This window comes from Streptococcus sp. 2018110, from assembly GCF_019754115.1.
GTDB lineage: Bacteria > Bacillota > Bacilli > Lactobacillales > Streptococcaceae > Streptococcus > Streptococcus hashimotonensis.
This window is the reverse complement of sequence record NZ_JAIJZO010000003.1, coordinates 89,091-106,606: the sequence shown is the minus strand read 5'-3', so window position 1 is coordinate 106,606 and position 17,516 is coordinate 89,091. Positions and strand designations below refer to the sequence as shown.

Sequence of the window (17,516 nt, the reverse complement as noted above, 5' to 3'; positions counted from 1 at the left end):
GTCCCCTATATGCAACTATTTCTCGTTCACTATTTTTTCAAGTATCGTTTCATACCAATCCGCTATATTTTGACTATCAACAGCTCGTAAAAGTTCGATACACTTTCTCATCTCTAAGATAGCATTGGCACTTCCTGTCTTTCGATAATCATAAAAAGCCTTACCAAATTTAAACAAAATCCGTTCAAAAATTTCCGTTTCATCGAAAAACAGACTTTTGATGGTCTTTTCAAGAAAGACTGCATCGGTAAGTTCCTTATGTTGAACGCTGACGAGATAGGCACTAAGTAAAATTTGAGAAACTACCAATCGATGTTGTTTCATTTCACAGTAAAACTGTGTACGATGAAGTAACTCTCTACAAAAAAGCATCATTGTTTGATGACCCAATTTGTCAATCGTATTCGCAAATAGTAAGATCTCATAGTAGCTCCAATTCTCAACTCGAAATAAGTAATCCGTTAAAAAGGCTGTATCTTCTTTCGAAACAACTACTGTCTTATCTAAGTCGCTCAGTTTATACATGATTAAAATAGCATTCAACCGATGAAACTCCCTACGAGAATCTCTTTCCGCTTTTGCTAATTGTTCAGACAAGATTTTCTTTATGGTTACAACATCTCTGATATAGATGGATTGTTTTAGTTGTTCCAAAATTCTAGTCAGCTCATCTTTTTTGAAATCCTGACTAGCATACACGAACTCGTCCACATCCACATTCATTTCCGCCAGCACACCAAATAATTTACTAACAGTGATGTCGGATTCCCCATTTTCAAACCGAGAAAGTTGAGAAGTAGAAATATGTCCCTTGGCGACCTCCGCCAGACTCCTCCCCTTTCCCTCTCGTATCAATTTTAATGTCCTACCAAAACGATTCATACTTCACCTCTACACTCACGATTAAAAATCATTTGTAAACATAATTATTATACCACGTCTTCCTATGTTTGTGTCCTTTTTCACATAAAGAAGAAACCAAGCCAGCTATCTGACTTGGTCTATTTTTATTCTGTCGTTTCAGTCGCTACTTTGAAAAAGTCTTTGTATTTCAAAAGGTAGCCTTTTCCTGTGGATAGGTCATATTGGACCAGTTTGAGTTCTTCTGCAACTTTCGCATCCCGCTCAGCCTGTCCTACTCGGTCCTTATGAAGCACTTCTGTCAGGAGGGCATAGTAAGGACTGACCTTGTTATTGGTCGTCTCCAGCATAAGAGCATTCATGTCGCTAGAATTGACCAAATCATAATGGTAGTCTTCTGTTTCAAAATTACTCCACACGAAATAATCTGTCTTGTACTGCGCGCTTGGGTCCGTCACGAAAGCAGACTCTGGATACAAACCTGGTAGGTGGTCCCCGTAAAAAACAACTGTCACTTTCTTATCCAAGGTCTTAAGCTGGTCTAGAAAATCCCTTGTTGCCTGATCCGTAAAGGATAGGAGGCGAACATAGCTGGTCAAGTTTTCATTTTCCTCAGCCGTGAAGCCCTCACCCGAAGCTGTTATACCAGCAGGCTCTAGAGAATTCCACTGAACATGGTTCTGCATGGTAATAGCCGACACAAAGCTGGTATCGGCAGAACGTACTTGATCCAAAATCAAGTTATAGGTCTTCTTATCGCTGACAAAATTCCCCTGATAATCCTCAGGCGTCACAGCAAGAGGATACTTGGCGCTATTGAGAGTGTAAAATTGCTCAATCCCCAGTTGCTTATAGATAGAATTTCGGTTGTAACTGGTATCGTAGTAAGGATGGATAGCGATACGATTATCTGCTGGATAGAGGTCACTGATACTTGGCAACTTCTTCATATTAGGCGCCACATCCAAATAGACTGAAGAAATGGATGAGCTGTAATTGTAGAAGGGCAGACCACTGTAGACCTGAAACTCGATATTAGCCGTACCACCACCATAGTGGTCACTCTTCATCAAGCCACTGGTAGTCTGGCTCATGATGTACTCAATATTTGGAAGGACATTTTGACTAAGGGTCACGCCTGGAATTCGACGCGGGTCAGCCAAACTCTCACTAAGAATGTAGATTACCGTCTGGTCAGTCAATTGACCTGTCCGTTCTGCATTGATTTCCTCAGCCAAGGCGGTGTACTTCTTCACAATAGCCTTCATGGTCTTCTCAGAGTAATTCTCAGGCATTTCCATACTGGTCTTGCTGAGTTGCTGCAACCAGAGGAATGAAAGAGTGCGATAACGAGCTACAAAAGCATATCCCTTCCAGTCCACGTTACGCCAGTTATTAACCTGAGAAAGAATAGGAATCCAACCAACAATCTTGTGGTCTTTTTCATTGCGAATTGCCCAGCCCATTCCCAAAATTAGGGACACAATGACTGAAATTCCTGCCAATCGTTTCCAGATAGAAGCGACAATCCTCCCTTGGAAGTACTTTTTGTGAATACGTCGGTAGATAAACACAAGGAGGACTATAAAGACGAGCGATACCAAGACAACACGTAGACTGATGAAACTGAGAATCATCCCCATATTCCCAATCCATTTGAAGTCATTGGGGGTCATTGGCTCCGAACGGTAGCGGAATTTGAGAAAATTGGCCGTAACCAAAATGACGTTTAGACTAGCAATCACGGCAACAGATAAGATTTGGCGGTTGATAACTAGGCTAATGATGACATTGAGGAAAAAGAGGCAGGCAATTTGGAAGACAATGGCTCCTGGAAAGAGGTGGCGTGTGAAATAAGAACCCGTTCCCCCAGCCATAGAAGCCTGATAACCAATATGCGATAGCGTAGCCAGTGCCAAACTGATAAAGAGCATGCTGTGGACATTGGTCCGATTGGCCTTAAACTCTACAAATGCCTTATGAAGATAGCGAAGAAAAATGTAGGTCCCTATAAAATGAATAGGTGCAAACAAGGGTGTCTGGCTGAAAAACTCTATGTAAGAACCTTTCTCAACCAAACTCTCATAATGGCTATCTTTCCAATAAGATATAGCTAGTGGACTGAGAGAAAGCAAGCTGGTCAAGAGCAAATAGCTATCCGGCACCAAATGACTGGCTGACCACTTACTTAATTTTTCTCTGATTCCTGCATTCTTCCGCCACAACAATGCCAACAATACTGGAAGAAGCAACATCAATAGAAGTTCAAACTGAAAGAGATTATTACGAAAAATATTCCAGGGTTGATACTTCTTGGCATTGAGCCGATAAACCAGGTTGACAAGATATAGAAAACCTAGAAAATAGCCGACATACTTGGCAAAGGTTTTGGTCTTTACAAATTTCTCATATTTATCAAGCAAGGCCAATACATAAAAGGTAAAAATAGAATAGGCAAGCAGGGGCAGAGGAATAAACCAGAGCGGAAAAGATACACCGCTTAACAAAAGGGCCCGCCCCATCGCCAGCAAAATGGTCATAATCATAACCAGAATAAATTGCTTGCTTGCCTTGGGATTGATTTGTTTCATAACATTTCTCTCTTAGGAAAGATTGATTTTCGATAGGCAAAGATATAGTAAATCAACCAGAGTAGCCATCCAGTCAAACTGATAAAGATAACTGGCGATAACCACCACTGTTGCTTGTAGGATAGGACAAGGGTATTCTGCCCTGTTTGGCTAGTAACCGTTGGTACACCAATTGTGGAAAGCTCCATTCCTTCTCTATCCAAGACCTGATCATTCAAAACGAGCTGACTATCTTGGTAGACAATGATTGGCAGGGCTGTTTCTTCTGCTTCCGACGCCGTCCAAGTCACCACCAGCTGATCACCATCAACTTCTTTGGTAAAGTCTTGATTTGGTAAAATCACTTGGTCACGATAGGTAAAGTAGGTATTATCCGACTCTTCATTGGTGATGTGACCTGTACTATCTGACAAGTCTGGTACGTAGTCTGGCGTTGATTTCTGAGCAATGTGGATAAATTCGCCCAAGTCTTTAGAATGGAAAGAAGCCCGTAACTCTTCCGTTGTACCGTACAGAGTCGTATGAATTCGTTTTTGCAGGAAGGTATCACTATAGTAATGCCCATTGATTTCCTTATAACTCTGATTCCAGAGGAAACCAACCGAAATAAGCAAGGAGGCAAGGGCCACACCTGAAAAGATTTTCTGCAGTTTGTCGGACAAGCCAGACACCTGGACTCCTACGACTGCCAGTAAAAGAGCATTGGCGTAGAGGAAAAAGCGGAAGGGAAATTGAATCAATTCGACAAGTGTGATTCCTTTCCCTGCAAACAACTGCCAAGGGAAGAGGTTGGTTGATAAGATCAAAAACACTGCGTAGGTCAGAGCAAGACCACCCAGAACCAGCGATTGTTTCTTCCAATTTTTCACCAAGAAATAGAGATAGATTCCAAAGAAAATTGGCAATGGATATGGATAGTATAGAAAGGCTGTTTTTAGCCATGTTACAGTATTGAGGACAAATTTTTTGTTAACAAATGGTGGCACCAAGGTGTTGGTCGCATTGATATAGACAAGCGGCAACCAAATATTGATGGTCAGAAGTAAGAAAATTCCTACCGAAAGGGATACTTGACCAATAATCTTCATTTTTTGGTCTGATTTCCACCAACCAATCAGGAAGAGAACACCATAGGCAATGACCAAGAACAAGGTTGATAGCATATGAACCTGCAACATGAGCCCTACCGCTCCTGCCATGAGGAATATCGGTACTTTTTTAGTCTGTAGGAAACGAACCGCAGGAATCAAACAAAGTGGAAAGAGGGCCACTCCCCAGCTGGTAAATCCTTGAGTTGCCCACCAATACTGAATCGAGTAGGTCGTTACAAAGAAGAGGGACAAGAGGATGGAATGAGCATATTTGACCTTGACCTCACGCATGAGGAGATAGAGGGAAGTCGCACTCAGAGTGCCCAAAAGAAGGTTGGACAAAATCTGATAGCGGAACCAGGTCCCACTCAAAAGAACTAGCGCTCCTTGTAGATAGGCAAAATAAGGCCCGTAGAGAGCATTAACAATCCGTCCTGACTGCTGATAGCCATACAAACTGATAATATAGGAGAAATTCCCCTCCTTCATCTGCATAGCCGCATCATAGAAACGATTGTAGTGGAAAATCAAGTCCGCACCTGTCACCATGCCCTTGGTCAGCAAGTGAGGAACCAATAATAATAAAGAAAAGCCCACAAATAGGCCAAGAGCAACTAAATGGGGATGCTTTTTTAACATGTTTTTAAACATAAGGATACCTTCATAAAAAAAGAGGGAAACCCTCTCTTGTTTTTGTAAATATTCTGCCAATTTGCAGACAATATTTTTCAAAAGTTAGTTACATTTCAGTATAGCAAGCTTTCTCCCCACTGTCAACGGACAAGGCAAGTAGAAAACTACTATAAATTCTAAATAAACTAAATATTGATTGCAGATTTCTCCACAATCAAATATTTTTTTATAAGCCAACTTCCTGGAGGCTGTCAGACAAACGCGCGAAGTCTGCCATAGAAAGTGCTTCTCCACGGACACTGGCTTCCAGCTCTGCCATGCCAAGTGCCTGCGTCAGCTTGTCCTTAACTTCTTCGGACTTGCCGAAATGGTTGGTCAGGTTGTTCCACAGGGTCTTGCGGCGGTGCACAAAGCTGGCCTTGGACACCCGGAAGAAGAAATCTTCGTCTTTGACGCTCACAAGGGGTTGCTCGCGGCGGACCATTTTGAGAATGGCGGAGTCCACATTTGGTGCGGGCACAAAGACGGTCCGAGGCACGATGAAGGCTACCTTGGCAGTCATGTAGTACTGGACCGCAATGGACAGGCTACCGTAAGCTTTGGTGTTTGGCTCGGCAGAAATGCGGTCGGCAACCTCCCGCTGCATCATGACCACGAACTCGCTGAAGGGAATCTTGCTCTCAATCAGGTGCATGAGGATAGGAGTGGTGATATAGTAAGGCAGATTGGCCACGACCTTGATAGGCAGGTCAGGATTTTTGAAATTCTGAATCTGGGTCTGCAGGTCGGTCTTTAGGATGTCTTGGTTGACCACGGTCACATTGTCAAAGCGGCCCAAGGTGTCCGCCAAAATCGGAATCAGGCGGTCGTCAATCTCAAAGGCCATGACCTCAGCAGCATTTTCTGCCAAAAACTCGGTCAAGGCCCCGATTCCAGGCCCAATCTCGATGACATTGACCTGCTGGTCAATCTCTGCCGTGTCCACAATCTTCTGTAAAATATTGGTATCGGTCAAAAAATTCTGACCGAAGGACTTCTTAAAGGTAAACCCGTGGCGTTCAAGGACGGCACGAGTAACGTTTTTGTCTGCGATTCTCATGTGTGTTCTTTCTTGTTTTTTTATTACCAATGACAATAATAAGTCATTTTTGAGTTAGCGTCCTCAGTTATCGTGTTAATACATTTTTGGTTTGAAATTAAATCAACTAAAACTTCCTTGTGCGGGTGCCTATATCTATTATGTTTTCCAGCCGATGCAAAGTAAGCAGCGAAATTAATCTTCTTTCTAAATCCTTCATTATAATTATGTCTTGAACCGTGATGTGGAATTTGAACAAGGCCAATATTTCTAAAATACTTAGAGTAGACATTTTCAACAGAATCCCATTTTTGTTTACAACTAATCCACTTTTTTTTATTCCAATCGTATTTACCAGATTCATAGTCACCTGTATAAAGACAACCATTAAAACATATGTATTCATAGTTCCCATTATGGTGGTAAATGCAGGAAAATAATCTACATTTATTAGAACAACCATTAAAAGGCAGATCTGCACCAGAATATAACATCATTGAATTTACATTTAAACTTCCAGGAACTTTTGAATAAGCTTTTTTAATCTCGCTTTTATCCGAATTTGTCCCTTGACTCCATAGTTTTTTTAATTTCTGTAAATCAACTTGTCCATTCAAATCTAAAATACTCATACTTAAACTTATTTTTTTTAATTCTGTCTCGAAGATTTGTTTTCTCGTATCTTCACGAAAATTATGCGGAAGATATATCCACCCCAATTTTCTGTAATTACTACCAAATATCGCTTGAGTTACCTCTATTACTCTATTATCATTACTTGCATCTTCTGAAATTGGATGTAATTGTACCTCTGAACCACCCTCTAACTCTCGAATACTATTCCCTTCACTATTAATAAATTGAGTTAAAAATCGAGATTGAGGATTAATGAGATTTCTAATTGCATTAAATTGCTTTGTTTGTTTGGTTATTAATGGAAAGAACAGATTCTTAACGTTACAATGCTTTAGTAAAAATTCCAGCCCGTTCACATGATCATCGTCTAGATGCGATATAAATACAGCATGAATTTCTTCATTTTTATTTAAGTTAGCTTTTATTTGAGTCTCCACATAAGTTACATCAGTAGCCGAACCACAATCATATATAACCCTATATTCGTTTCCTCTTAGCATCAAAGTTTCTAAATAAAAAGCACCTTGACCAACTGGCAAAATTTCTCTCTTAACGCAACTCATTGACGATATCCTCCTATCTATATTAGTTTTATTGAATTATATATGCAATCGCCAACCCCTTACTTCAACAACTTGACATAATCACTCTTGGTCGCAAAAAGGTGTCCAACTCGAACTTCATTTTTCACTACGCGATAGAGGACGATGTAATCTTTTCCAATAACGTAACCTCGGGTTAGATGTGGCGGGTCTACCTGCTTACCAAAACGATTATCAGCGTTAAAACCACGTTCAGGAAAAATCTGCAAACTCTCCAAAGCTTCAACAATCATCCCAATTCGTCTTTTGGCAATTTCTTCTGAGAACTGTTCCGAGAAATAGGCATAAATATCCGCCAATTCCTTTTCCACTGCAGGAGCAAGTATCACTGAATATGACTCAAATTCCATACTTCTCTTTGACGCTTTCTAGACTGATCCCTTGACCTACCTCAATCGCCTTCTGATTTTCCTGGATTTCCTTCTGTAACTGTAAAAACAACTCTTCTCTTTCCAACTCTTCTTCTGTCAGAATGGGCAACTCATTTTTTACAGCAATGTTTTGCAAGAAGAGGTTAAAACCAGCAGTCAAATCCAGCTGGTTCATAGCAAATACTTCCTTGGCTTTTTCTAAAAGTCTAGAGTCGGTTTTAAAATTTACTTGGGCATCCTTCTTTATAGTTAGCAATCTAGTTTACCTCCTAGTTTTCTATATTGTAACACGAATAGATACCAGTAGCAATCTTCAAAAAAGTAGAAATAGTAACATTTCCGCCCTAGATTGTTTATCTCCCCAAATCATCAAAATAATAGAGATTCAAAAATTCTTCCTCAGTAACTAGACGTTCAAAATTGTAAAACCAGCGATAGACTTCCACAGCTGGGCCATCAAACTCTACTCTGTCGTTCATTTCTTGCACACCGGCAATATGAAACAAACGGCTCTGCTTCCAAATACCATCCGCATTGACATAGCCATCTTCAACTGATTCACGCAAGTAGCCTGCTAGTTTGTTCTTATCAACCTGCTCATCCTCCCAAACAAGGACATTAGCCGGCAGCAAGTAGGTCACTTCTTCATAAGATGAATATTTTTCATAAGAAGGTTCAAACTCGTTTTTAACCAAGCACTTAACAGCGTAGACCCTATCCATGATAGCTCTCCATCGCCTCCTCGACTTCCGCCAGACTTATCCCAAACAGCTCCAAGCGTTTAAGCAGTTGCTTGCCGTTGCAGTAGCCGATGCGGAGCTTTTCTCCCAGATATTCCCTCCGCTTGCGACTGTCTCCGCCCATAAGCAAGCCTAGGCGCATTAGGTCTGACTTGGTGATGTCAAAGTTATTTTCATCATCGTAGTAACCACGCACGCCTGCGAGGGCTTTTTCCAAGTCCTCAAAGTTGGCGTGCTCAATGCCCAAGGACCGCCCTTTTGTTTTGGACTGGGGCCGAGCCTCGTCCCGCTGTAAAAAGGCGTGCTTGACCGTGGGAATAGCCTGCATAATCATCTTCCGAATCCGCTCCCCATTGTAGTCTGGGTCAGTAAAGACAATGACGCCACGCAGGTCATGGAGTTTCTCGATGCGTTCCAAGTCATCGTCTGATATGGCAGAGCCTCTGGTTTCGTAGGTATCCACCTCGTAAAAGCGTTTGAGGTTTGCCGTGTCGTCTTTTCCCTCAACAACGAGGACTTCCTGTATCTTAATTTTCTGAGTCAATTCTGAACAAGCTCCTTGCATTCTCGTAGGTCGCTTTCGCCACTTCTTCGACCGACTGGTTGCGAAGCTGGGCCAGCATATCCACCACATATCTGGTGTAGCCGGTGCGATTTTCCCGACCACGCTTAGGAACTGGGGCCAGATAGGGCGCATCCGTCTCGACCAGGATTTTTTCTAGGGGCAATGCTTGCGCCGCTTCCTGAAGTTCGACGGCTTTTTTGAAGGTCACGACTCCCGAGAAGGAAATGTGCATACCCAAATCCATGAAGGCTTGAGCCTCCTCCAACGTGCCAGAGAAGGAATGCATGATCCCTCCACGCGGACCGATGCCGACTTCCTTGATGATCTGGTAAGTATCTTCCAAAGCATCGCGAGTATGAACCACAAAGGGTAAATCCAACTGTTTAGCCAACTCCATCTGACGTTTAAAGACGCGTGCCTGGGTTTCCTTATCAGCCGTCATCCAGTAGTAGTCCAGCCCAATCTCCCCCAGGGCAATTACTTTAGGGTGTTGGAGAGCTTGGAGAAGAAATTTCTCCACTTCGTCATCATAAGAACCAGCCTCTGTCGGATGCCAGCCCAGTGTCAGATAAATTTCAGGATGCTGGTCAGCCAGTTCCATAGCCTTGTCAATGGTTGCTCGGTCAAAACCGACCACATTGTGGAGGGTGACCCCCATTTCCTTGGCAAAGTCTAATTCTTCTTGGACCCGACCGTCAAACTGCTCTACGTTGAGGTGGGTGTGGGTGTCAAAAATTTGTATCATCGTTCCATCACTTTCTTTCCTACTATTGTAACATATTTCAGAAGATTCTTATGAGAAGAAAAAAACCAGCAGACTCGAGTTTCTGCTGGCTTCTCTTTTCATCTTCTTATGCTACTGTAAGAACTTTACGTCCCTTACGGCGACGAGCAGCTAACACGCGACGGCCGTTTTTAGTTGCCATACGGCTACGGAAACCGTGTTTACGCGCGCGACGGATTTTACTTGGTTGAAAAGTACGTTTCACGATGAATACCTCCTCTTAGATTCTTGTATTCGTTTAGCCGGCTAGTTTTGATCAGTTACTAAACATACCAAACTATTTTATATAAATTCTGTTCGTTTGTCAAGCTATTCTGCCATACTTTTAGGAAAGAATCAGAAAATCATTGAAAAAAGAGGACTAGCCTCTTTTTAATCATGATTCCCTTCAATATCTACAACGACATATCGGTTCGGCTCGCTACCTTCTGAATAGCTTGTCAAACCGTCCATTTTAGAGATAATGCGGTGGATAATTTTACGTTCGCTACTTGACATCGGATCTGTATGGTAGGCTTCCTGCTCTGCCAAAACACGTTCTGCCAATTTTTGTGCGTAGCCTTGAAGAACCTCTGCGCGGTGTTCTACATAATCATTCACATTGATTGTAATATAGAAATTACGCTCATAACGGTTGTATAAGAAGTTCTGAGCCAAAAGTTGCAAAGCCTTTAAGACTTTTCCGTGATAACCGATAACACGACCTGGTTCATTGGTATCCACTTGAATATTGATTGTACGGCGATTATGACTTGTATCAATACGTGCCTCAACATCCATATCATCCAGAATTTCTTGTACATAAGCTGTCACTTCTGAAACAACTTGTTCAATATCATACTGGGGCTCAATCTTAATATCTAAATCAGCAAAATTATCTGCTTGATTTTCTGAGACGACTTCTTGATTTACGTCTTCCTTAGCAGATGTTGTTGCATCTGTAGTAGTTAGTAAATCTTCTGAAAGAATTTCAATCCGACCTGTTTCTTCCAAAATCGTTGTCGCTTCTTTTTCATTTTTCAAGATCTGCGCTTTAATATCATCATCAAGCGTTTGACCAGACTTTTCAAATTCTTTCACCGCTGCAACAACTTTTCCTAGGTCAATCGTAGCCTCTGAAACGCTTTTTACTGGTTCATTGAGGTCATTAATTTCACTTGGAACGCCACGAACTGCTTTCTGATTAGCCTTAACAACCGTTGTTTCATTGATAACATCAATATCCACAATCGCTGGCTTTTTACCGAAACCAAGGAAACCTTTTTTCTCACGCGCAACCACAGTAATATGTGCTTTTTTTCGAGGAATATTCAGCTCTACCAAGCCATTCTGGATGGCCTCTTCAACACTTGCTCCTGTAAATTTCATCTTCTCTCTCCTAGTTTTCCTATTTCTTTTTCTGTGCTTTTTTCTGTGCTTTTTTCTGTGCCCGTCGAATTTTTGCCTGACGTTCTTTTTCCGCAGCAATTTTCGCTTGACGCTCTGCTATTATTTTAAACGGATTATTGAACACCAAGGTTTGAGCAACCTGATAGGCATTTGACACCGTCCAATACAAAGCCACCCCACTAGCAGCTACCACAGCAAAGAAAAAGATCACCACGGGCATGACATAGGTCATAATTGTCATTGCCATATTCTTCTCAATTGCTGATTTATTGGTCAACCATGAGCTAAGGAATGTAAACACTGCAGCCAGAATCGGCAAAATAAAGAACGGATCCGGCTCCCCAAGATTTAACCAAAGGAAGTGACCTACTTTCAAGGCTTCAACACGTGTCAGAGCTTGAAAGAGGGCCAAAAGGATTGGCATTTGAATAAAGAGCGGAATCATGGACGCCCTCATGCTGACGCCATTCTCTTTGTAAAGAGCTTGCGTTGCTTCATAGAGCTGCTGGCGACTTTCCATATCCGTTCCTGGATACTCCGCTTGCAACTTTTTCAGCTGAGGTTGAAGCTCCTGCATCTTCCGTGAGGAATTCATCTGTATTTGGAACAAGGGCAACAGAAGGGTTCGAATTAAAATGGTAAAAAGTATAATACCGATTCCAATTTGACCGTTGATAGATAGGAACTGAATAATGCTGGCAAACCAGTAAATTAATCTATCCCACGCATCTGTAGATTGACTGGTCACTGGCCCTGTTCCGCAGGCTGTTAAAACAATTAGAGATACTACCAGTAGACCTGCCCATTTAACTTTCTTTTTCAATCACAACACCTTCCTGGTATAGTTTAGCTAGTTTCAAAACATGGATGAGGTTTTGCTTCATTTCTTGATAGGACAATTCCTCTACACCTTTGCGAGCAATGATAACAAAGTCATCTGCTACCAGTTGATGTTGGCATTCAATTAAGATGTGACGAATCCTGCGCTTAATCTTATTTCGCATGACAGCGTTTCCCAATTTTTTGCTGACAGATAAACCTACTCGGAAATGCCTTTGCTCTTTAGGTAATCGGTAGACAACAAACCTCCGATTGGCGACATTGTTTCCTTTTGTAAAAATGTCATTAAAATCTCGTTCACGCTTGACACGATAGCTTTTTTTCAAACTGCCACTCCATCTTTCAAAATTACTTCTATTATACCACAAAATTCAAAAAAGCCAATAAACATACCGTTTATAGGCTTTTTGCGTTCTGAATTTCCTCTTTGGCACTTTTCAACTGGTCTGCAATCGATTCAAAACCTGTCCCGCCAAGGGAATTTCTACGACTGACAGCAACTTTGGAGGACAAGGCATCATAAATATCTGCTTGAATGAGAGGCGAAATAGCCTGGTAGGTCTCAAACGATACATCCTGGAGATAGTGTCCTGCCTTGCTACATTCCAAGACCAGTTTTCCAACAATCTCATGCGCTTGGCGGAAGGGCAGACCTTTACTAGCCAAATAATCAGCCAACTCTGTAGCATTTGAAAAGTCCTTCTCTGTCGATTGAGCCATCCTTTCCTTATGGACCGTCATCGTTTTCAGCATACCTGCCAAAATATCAATAGATACTAAAATCGTTTCCGCACTATCAAACATTCCCTCTTTGTCTTCCTGCAAGTCCTTATTATAGGTTAAAGGCAGGGATTTCATGACTGTCAGTAGGCCAACTAAGTTCCCATATACTCTACCTGTTTTCCCCCGAATCAGCTCAGCCATATCTGGATTTTTCTTCTGAGGCATGATGGAAGAACCTGTTGAAAAGGTATCGGATAGGGTGACAAATTGGTATTCATGTGAACACCAGTTAATGATTTCTTCACACAAGCGCGACATGTGCATCATGAGAATACTGGCATTTGACAGAAATTCCAGGATAAAATCACGGTCAGACACAGCATCGAGAGAATTACTATAGGGCTTGGCAAATCCCATCAAATCAGAGGTCATCTGACGGTCAATCGGAAAGGTCGTCCCTGCCAAGGCCGCCGCACCAAGTGGGGATACATTTGTATGCTGCATGTTGAATGCAAAGCGCTCACTGTCTCGACTGAACATGTTGTAATAGGCCAACAAGTGCTGAGCAAAACTGATAGGTTGAGCATGTTGCAGGTGGGTATAGCCGGGCATGATAGTTTCCACATGCTCCTGTGCAAGGTCTACTAAAACCTGACGTAGGTTGGTCAATTTGTCTACCACTTGAAAGAGGGTATCCTTCAGATAGAGGTGCATATCGGTCGCTACTTGATCGTTACGAGAACGAGCTGTGTGGAGTTTGCCTGCAACTGGACCTATTTTCTCCGTCAATAGACTTTCGATATTCATGTGAATGTCTTCGTTTCGAATATCAAACACCAACTTGCCAGCTTCATATTCTGCTAACAATTCTTCCAGACCAGTTTGAATAGCCTGGGCTTCTTCAAGCTTGATAATCCCTGTGGCTCCAAGCATCTGTACATGCGCCAGTGAACCTTGAATATCATACTTGGCCAATTTTTGGTCAAAGCGAATGGAGGCTCCGAATTCTTCAACCCATTCCTCAAGACTGGCTTCAAAGCGACCTCCCCATAATTTCTTTGCTTCCATAAGCTCCTACTTTCTAGCTCTTTTTATGAATTTCCGCATTGACTTTGGTTGGTAATCCCCAAAGCTTGATGAAACCAACTGCTGCATCTTGGTCAAAAGTATCTGCACTGGTATAGGTTGCCAAATCTTCATCATAAAGGGAATTTGGAGATTTCCGAGCAACTACTTTGGCTGATCCCTTGTACAATTTCACTTTTGCGGTGCCATTAACAACTGCCTGGGTCTGAGCAAGATAGGCCTTCAAGGCATCTGTTGCAGGATTGAACCACAAACCATTGTAAATCAAGTTAGAGAGTTCATTTGAAACAATCGGTTTGAAATGCGATACTTCCCGCACCAGGGTCAAATCTTCAATTTCCTTGTGGGCTGTCAGAAGGGTAATAGCACCTGGACACTCATAAATTTCACGTGACTTGATTCCGACTAAACGATTTTCCACGTGGTCAATCCGTCCCACACCATGCTTACCAGCAATGACATTGAGTTTTTGAATGAGATTAGCCAGACTTAACTCTTCACCATTCACAGCAACGGGAATCCCTGCTTTAAACTCAATATCGACATACTCAGGAGTATCTGGTGCATTTTCTGGAGAAGTAGTGATGCCAAAAGCATCTTCTGGCGCTTCATTCCATGGATTTTCTAAAACTCCGCACTCATTGGCACGACCCCAAAGGTTTTGGTCAACTGAGTAAGGACTGTCCAGGTCAGCAGGGACTGGTACACCATTTTCCTTGGCGAAGATAATTTCCTCTTCACGCGCCCACTTCCATTCACGGACAGGAGCCACGACTTTCAAGCTTGGATCCAGGGCTGCAATGGCTACCTCAAACCGCACCTGGTCATTGCCCTTACCAGTACAGCCGTGAGCGATAGTGGTTGCTCCTGTCTTATGAGCCATTTCCACCAACTTTTTAGAAATCAAAGGACGGCTGAGAGCCGATACCAGCGGATATTTTTGCTCATAGTAGGCATGGGCTTGTAGGGCTGGTAGGACATATTCTTGGGCGAATTCTTCTTTTACATCCAATACATGGGACTCAATAGCACCGATTGATAAGGCCTTATCATGAATAAAGTCGAGGTCCTTACCCTCTCCAACATCCATACAAACCGCAATGACATCATAGTCTTTCTTCAACCAAGCAATTGCAACTGAAGTATCCAGGCCACCTGAATAAGCTAAGATTAATTTTTCTTTTGACATAAGCATTCTCATTTCTATATATATTAGCAAATAAAACTTAGTGACTATTATAGTGTATATTTATACTTTTTGCAACATATTTATGCAAATTTTCTTAAAAAATGAATAAATATCGTACATTTCCAGAAAAATTTCCAAAAAAAGCTAGAGAATATTCTCCAGCTTCTAAAATATATTCCTCATCATAACTGATTATGGTTGATAAATTTTCCGTTCTTTTAACATTTTCCAGAAATAATAAGCTAAACTAAAATCAAGCAATCCATGAATAGCCGAACCAACACCCACCAAGCCAAACATCGTTATCCAGTAGGTAGCAGAAGTTTGTTCCCCCGACGTAAGTACCATCACCACAATATATTCTCCTAGACCATGCAGGAGATTAAGCCCAATTCCTAATAGTAAAAAGCGCTTAGAGTCCATAAGAATCGGAAAACGCTTGACCAAGACCGCACCTAAGGTAAGGAAGAACAGATGCGTAAGCGCCCGAAATACAATAACGATTGGAAAACCAGCGAGGAAAAATCCCAAACTAGAACCTAAAGCAACAAAAATAGCAGTAGCTGGTGAAATAAACATGGCTATAAACAAAGGAATGTGACTAGCAAGTGTATAGGATGCTGGGCCAATAATGATTTTAATCGGCATCATTAAAGGTATTAAAATGGCAAATGCGGTTAAAATTGCACTAATTGATAGCTGCTTAACTGAATTTTTAGATGATCGTGTTAATTGGGACATTAGGCACCTCTCTTTCTATTGGTTTGATTATAAAACAAAACCTTACAGGTGTCAAGACACCTGTAAGGTTTATTGATTTTCTAGTAAAATACCTGCATGTTTTAAAGCTGCTGAAAGTTCATTATAGGCTTGCACAGATGGGAAAGAGACTGTATGTGTATGAACTCCTTCTGTTAAATTACTCAGTAACACACCTTGGTATTGACCCAAGGCATCCAAAAAATGATCCCTATCTTCTAAACTTGCAATATTCAGCTTGCCTGATAATAAGCCGTAAATGGGATGCTCAATTTCAACATCTAATATTTGAGCTCCACCCTCTAGCAAGATTGTCAATTCTCTTTCTACCTCTTCTGGACCATGTTGACAAGCTATCTTTCGAATGTAGGCTCCTTCAGTAGATGGCAAAGAAGATTGGAGCAAGTACCCTCTCGGAGTTGCCAAGACAGCTTCTCCCTCCGCACGAAGCAAGGCTACATCTCCAACAATTACTTGCCGACTCACTCCAAACTCTTTCGCCAGATAATTAGCCGCAAGGGGATCGAGGCTTTCTCGTAAAAGGGATAGGATTTTCTTACGTCGTTCTGTTGCTTTCATACACATTCCTTTCGTACACTTTTTTCCATTATATCAAAATTCCTGTAAATCAACCTTTCCTCAACCAAAAAACGGAAACTGCAGAACAGTCTCCGTTATCATCCGCTAGTTTAGCAATGCTTGAATAGCCGCAATGTCCAAACGCTTCATGGTCATCACAGTCGCATTGACTGCCTTGACCTTTTCTGGACTTGCTGTATCGTATGCCTCCATCAAAATCCGCGGCACAATTTGCCAGGAAATCCCAAATTGATCCTTGGCCCAACCGCAAATCTCCGCTTCTGGAACTGCCGACACTTTTTCATACCAGCTCTCTGCTTCTTCCTGACTGTCTACATAGACCATGAATGAGAAGGCTTCGTTGAAAGAGCCCACGCCGCCGTAGCCATGGTCCATAGCGATCATTTTTTGGTCTCCGATAAAAAGCTCCGCATAATTCAACTTGGCAGCAGCCACCGCAGCTTCACCTTCGCCATAGTAAGACAAGCGACCAAGACGAGCTTGAGGCAACTTATCCTTGTAATAATCTAGCATAGGTTGGGCTAAACCGACCTGGTCCTGCGAGAAGAGCAGGCAGATGTCGAAGCTATAGGGCACATCCAAATCAGGTGCATACGAAAGCTGCCAAGACAGACCGAAGCGGTCTTCCAGCCAGACATAGTAAGGGCTGAAGGGATATTCTGCCAAAGGCATAAGCACACGACCACCGTCTGATAGCGCCTCATAAAGACGGCTTACGTCATCCTTACTCGCTACATTTACCATGAGGGACATAGACTCATTGAGTTTGAAATAAGGCCCTGCACTAATAGCAGCCAGGGTCATGTCCCCCAGTTGGAATTGGACCAAGTCAGAGTCGCCAGAAGGCGTATCTGTAATGGTATAGGTCCAGTCAATCTTGCCGCCGAAAAGGTCCACATAGAACTCTACTGCTTCTTTTGCCTCTGTATTGTACCAGAGATGTGGGATTATGGTTTGCATTGATTTCTCCTTTGAGTT

The 17,516-nt window shown here is 42.1% G+C and carries 19 protein-coding genes; all 19 read right to left on the bottom strand.

All coding sequences use genetic code 11. From position 1 onward, the window contains the following. Positions 1-15 precede the first annotated feature (15 nt). The gene (locus K5Q34_RS03715) at positions 16-882 is read right to left on the bottom strand and encodes a helix-turn-helix domain-containing protein (protein ID WP_172114999.1); all 867 of its coding nucleotides are present in this window, start codon (positions 880-882) and stop codon (positions 16-18) included. Positions 883-1,007: 125 nt separating this feature from the next. Continuing rightward, the gene (locus K5Q34_RS03710; RefSeq protein WP_221864541.1) at positions 1,008-3,452 is read right to left on the bottom strand and encodes an LTA synthase family protein; all 2,445 of its coding nucleotides are present in this window, start codon (positions 3,450-3,452) and stop codon (positions 1,008-1,010) included. After that, entirely contained in the window at positions 3,449-5,194 is a 1,746-nt protein-coding gene (locus tag K5Q34_RS03705; RefSeq protein WP_221864540.1) for a hypothetical protein, read from the bottom strand. Before K5Q34_RS03705 ends, K5Q34_RS03710 begins: the two co-directional genes overlap by 4 nt. A gap of 208 nt (positions 5,195-5,402) precedes the next feature. Next, entirely contained in the window at positions 5,403-6,275 is an 873-nt protein-coding gene (gene rsmA, locus K5Q34_RS03700) for a 16S rRNA (adenine(1518)-N(6)/adenine(1519)-N(6))-dimethyltransferase RsmA (protein WP_221864539.1), read from the bottom strand. 23 nt (positions 6,276-6,298) lie between these two features. After that, positions 6,299-7,453, bottom strand: coding sequence for an MBL fold metallo-hydrolase (locus K5Q34_RS03695; RefSeq protein ID WP_105119752.1), 1,155 nt, complete (start codon positions 7,451-7,453; stop codon positions 6,299-6,301). Positions 7,454-7,512: 59 nt separating this feature from the next. Continuing rightward, on the bottom strand, positions 7,513-7,842 hold the full coding sequence (locus K5Q34_RS03690; protein ID WP_172114996.1) for a type II toxin-antitoxin system RelE/ParE family toxin: 330 nt from the start codon (positions 7,840-7,842) through the stop codon (positions 7,513-7,515). Then, positions 7,832-8,119, bottom strand: coding sequence for a toxin-antitoxin system antitoxin subunit (locus K5Q34_RS03685; protein WP_105119754.1), 288 nt, complete (start codon positions 8,117-8,119; stop codon positions 7,832-7,834). Before K5Q34_RS03685 ends, K5Q34_RS03690 begins: the two co-directional genes overlap by 11 nt. 97 nt (positions 8,120-8,216) lie before the next feature. Continuing rightward, the gene (locus tag K5Q34_RS03680; RefSeq protein WP_172114994.1) at positions 8,217-8,585 is read right to left on the bottom strand and encodes a hypothetical protein; all 369 of its coding nucleotides are present in this window, start codon (positions 8,583-8,585) and stop codon (positions 8,217-8,219) included. Beyond that, positions 8,578-9,147 (bottom strand): ribonuclease M5, encoded by a 570-nt coding sequence (gene rnmV / locus K5Q34_RS03675; RefSeq protein ID WP_172114993.1) that lies wholly within the window; start codon positions 9,145-9,147, stop codon positions 8,578-8,580. The genes K5Q34_RS03680 and rnmV overlap by 8 nt, the downstream gene beginning before the upstream one ends. Continuing rightward, positions 9,131-9,913, bottom strand: coding sequence for a TatD family hydrolase (locus K5Q34_RS03670; RefSeq protein WP_172114991.1), 783 nt, complete (start codon positions 9,911-9,913; stop codon positions 9,131-9,133). Before K5Q34_RS03670 ends, rnmV begins: the two co-directional genes overlap by 17 nt. Before the next feature lie 106 nt (positions 9,914-10,019). Next, entirely contained in the window at positions 10,020-10,157 is a 138-nt protein-coding gene (gene rpmH, locus K5Q34_RS03665) for a 50S ribosomal protein L34 (RefSeq protein WP_002939016.1), read from the bottom strand. Positions 10,158-10,324: 167 nt separating this feature from the next. Then, positions 10,325-11,320: an RNA-binding cell elongation regulator Jag/EloR gene (gene jag, locus K5Q34_RS03660; RefSeq protein WP_013730624.1), complete on the bottom strand. Its 996-nt coding sequence runs from the start codon at positions 11,318-11,320 to the stop codon at positions 10,325-10,327. Between the two features lie 19 nt (positions 11,321-11,339). Beyond that, complete coding sequence (locus tag K5Q34_RS03655; RefSeq protein WP_221864538.1) at positions 11,340-12,164, bottom strand: YidC/Oxa1 family membrane protein insertase; 825 nt, start codon at positions 12,162-12,164, stop codon at positions 11,340-11,342. Then, complete coding sequence (rnpA, locus tag K5Q34_RS03650; RefSeq protein ID WP_221864537.1) at positions 12,148-12,507, bottom strand: ribonuclease P protein component; 360 nt, start codon at positions 12,505-12,507, stop codon at positions 12,148-12,150. Before rnpA ends, K5Q34_RS03655 begins: the two co-directional genes overlap by 17 nt. A 70-nt stretch (positions 12,508-12,577) precedes the next feature. Next, positions 12,578-13,972 carry an argininosuccinate lyase gene (gene argH, locus K5Q34_RS03645; RefSeq protein WP_221864536.1) on the bottom strand — a complete coding sequence of 465 codons (1,395 nt, stop codon included), beginning with the start codon at positions 13,970-13,972 and terminating at the stop codon, positions 12,578-12,580. Positions 13,973-13,985: 13 nt separating this feature from the next. Next, positions 13,986-15,179, bottom strand: a complete 1,194-nt coding sequence (locus tag K5Q34_RS03640) for an argininosuccinate synthase (protein ID WP_208546247.1) — start codon at positions 15,177-15,179, stop codon at positions 13,986-13,988. Positions 15,180-15,371: 192 nt separating this feature from the next. Continuing rightward, positions 15,372-15,920: a hypothetical protein gene (locus tag K5Q34_RS03635; RefSeq protein WP_221864535.1), complete on the bottom strand. Its 549-nt coding sequence runs from the start codon at positions 15,918-15,920 to the stop codon at positions 15,372-15,374. Positions 15,921-15,989: 69 nt separating this feature from the next. After that, positions 15,990-16,517, bottom strand: coding sequence for a transcription repressor NadR (locus K5Q34_RS03630; protein ID WP_044761407.1), 528 nt, complete (start codon positions 16,515-16,517; stop codon positions 15,990-15,992). Between the two features lie 105 nt (positions 16,518-16,622). Beyond that, on the bottom strand, positions 16,623-17,498 hold the full coding sequence (locus K5Q34_RS03625) for a VOC family protein (protein WP_221864534.1): 876 nt from the start codon (positions 17,496-17,498) through the stop codon (positions 16,623-16,625). Positions 17,499-17,516: the final 18 nt, after the last annotated feature.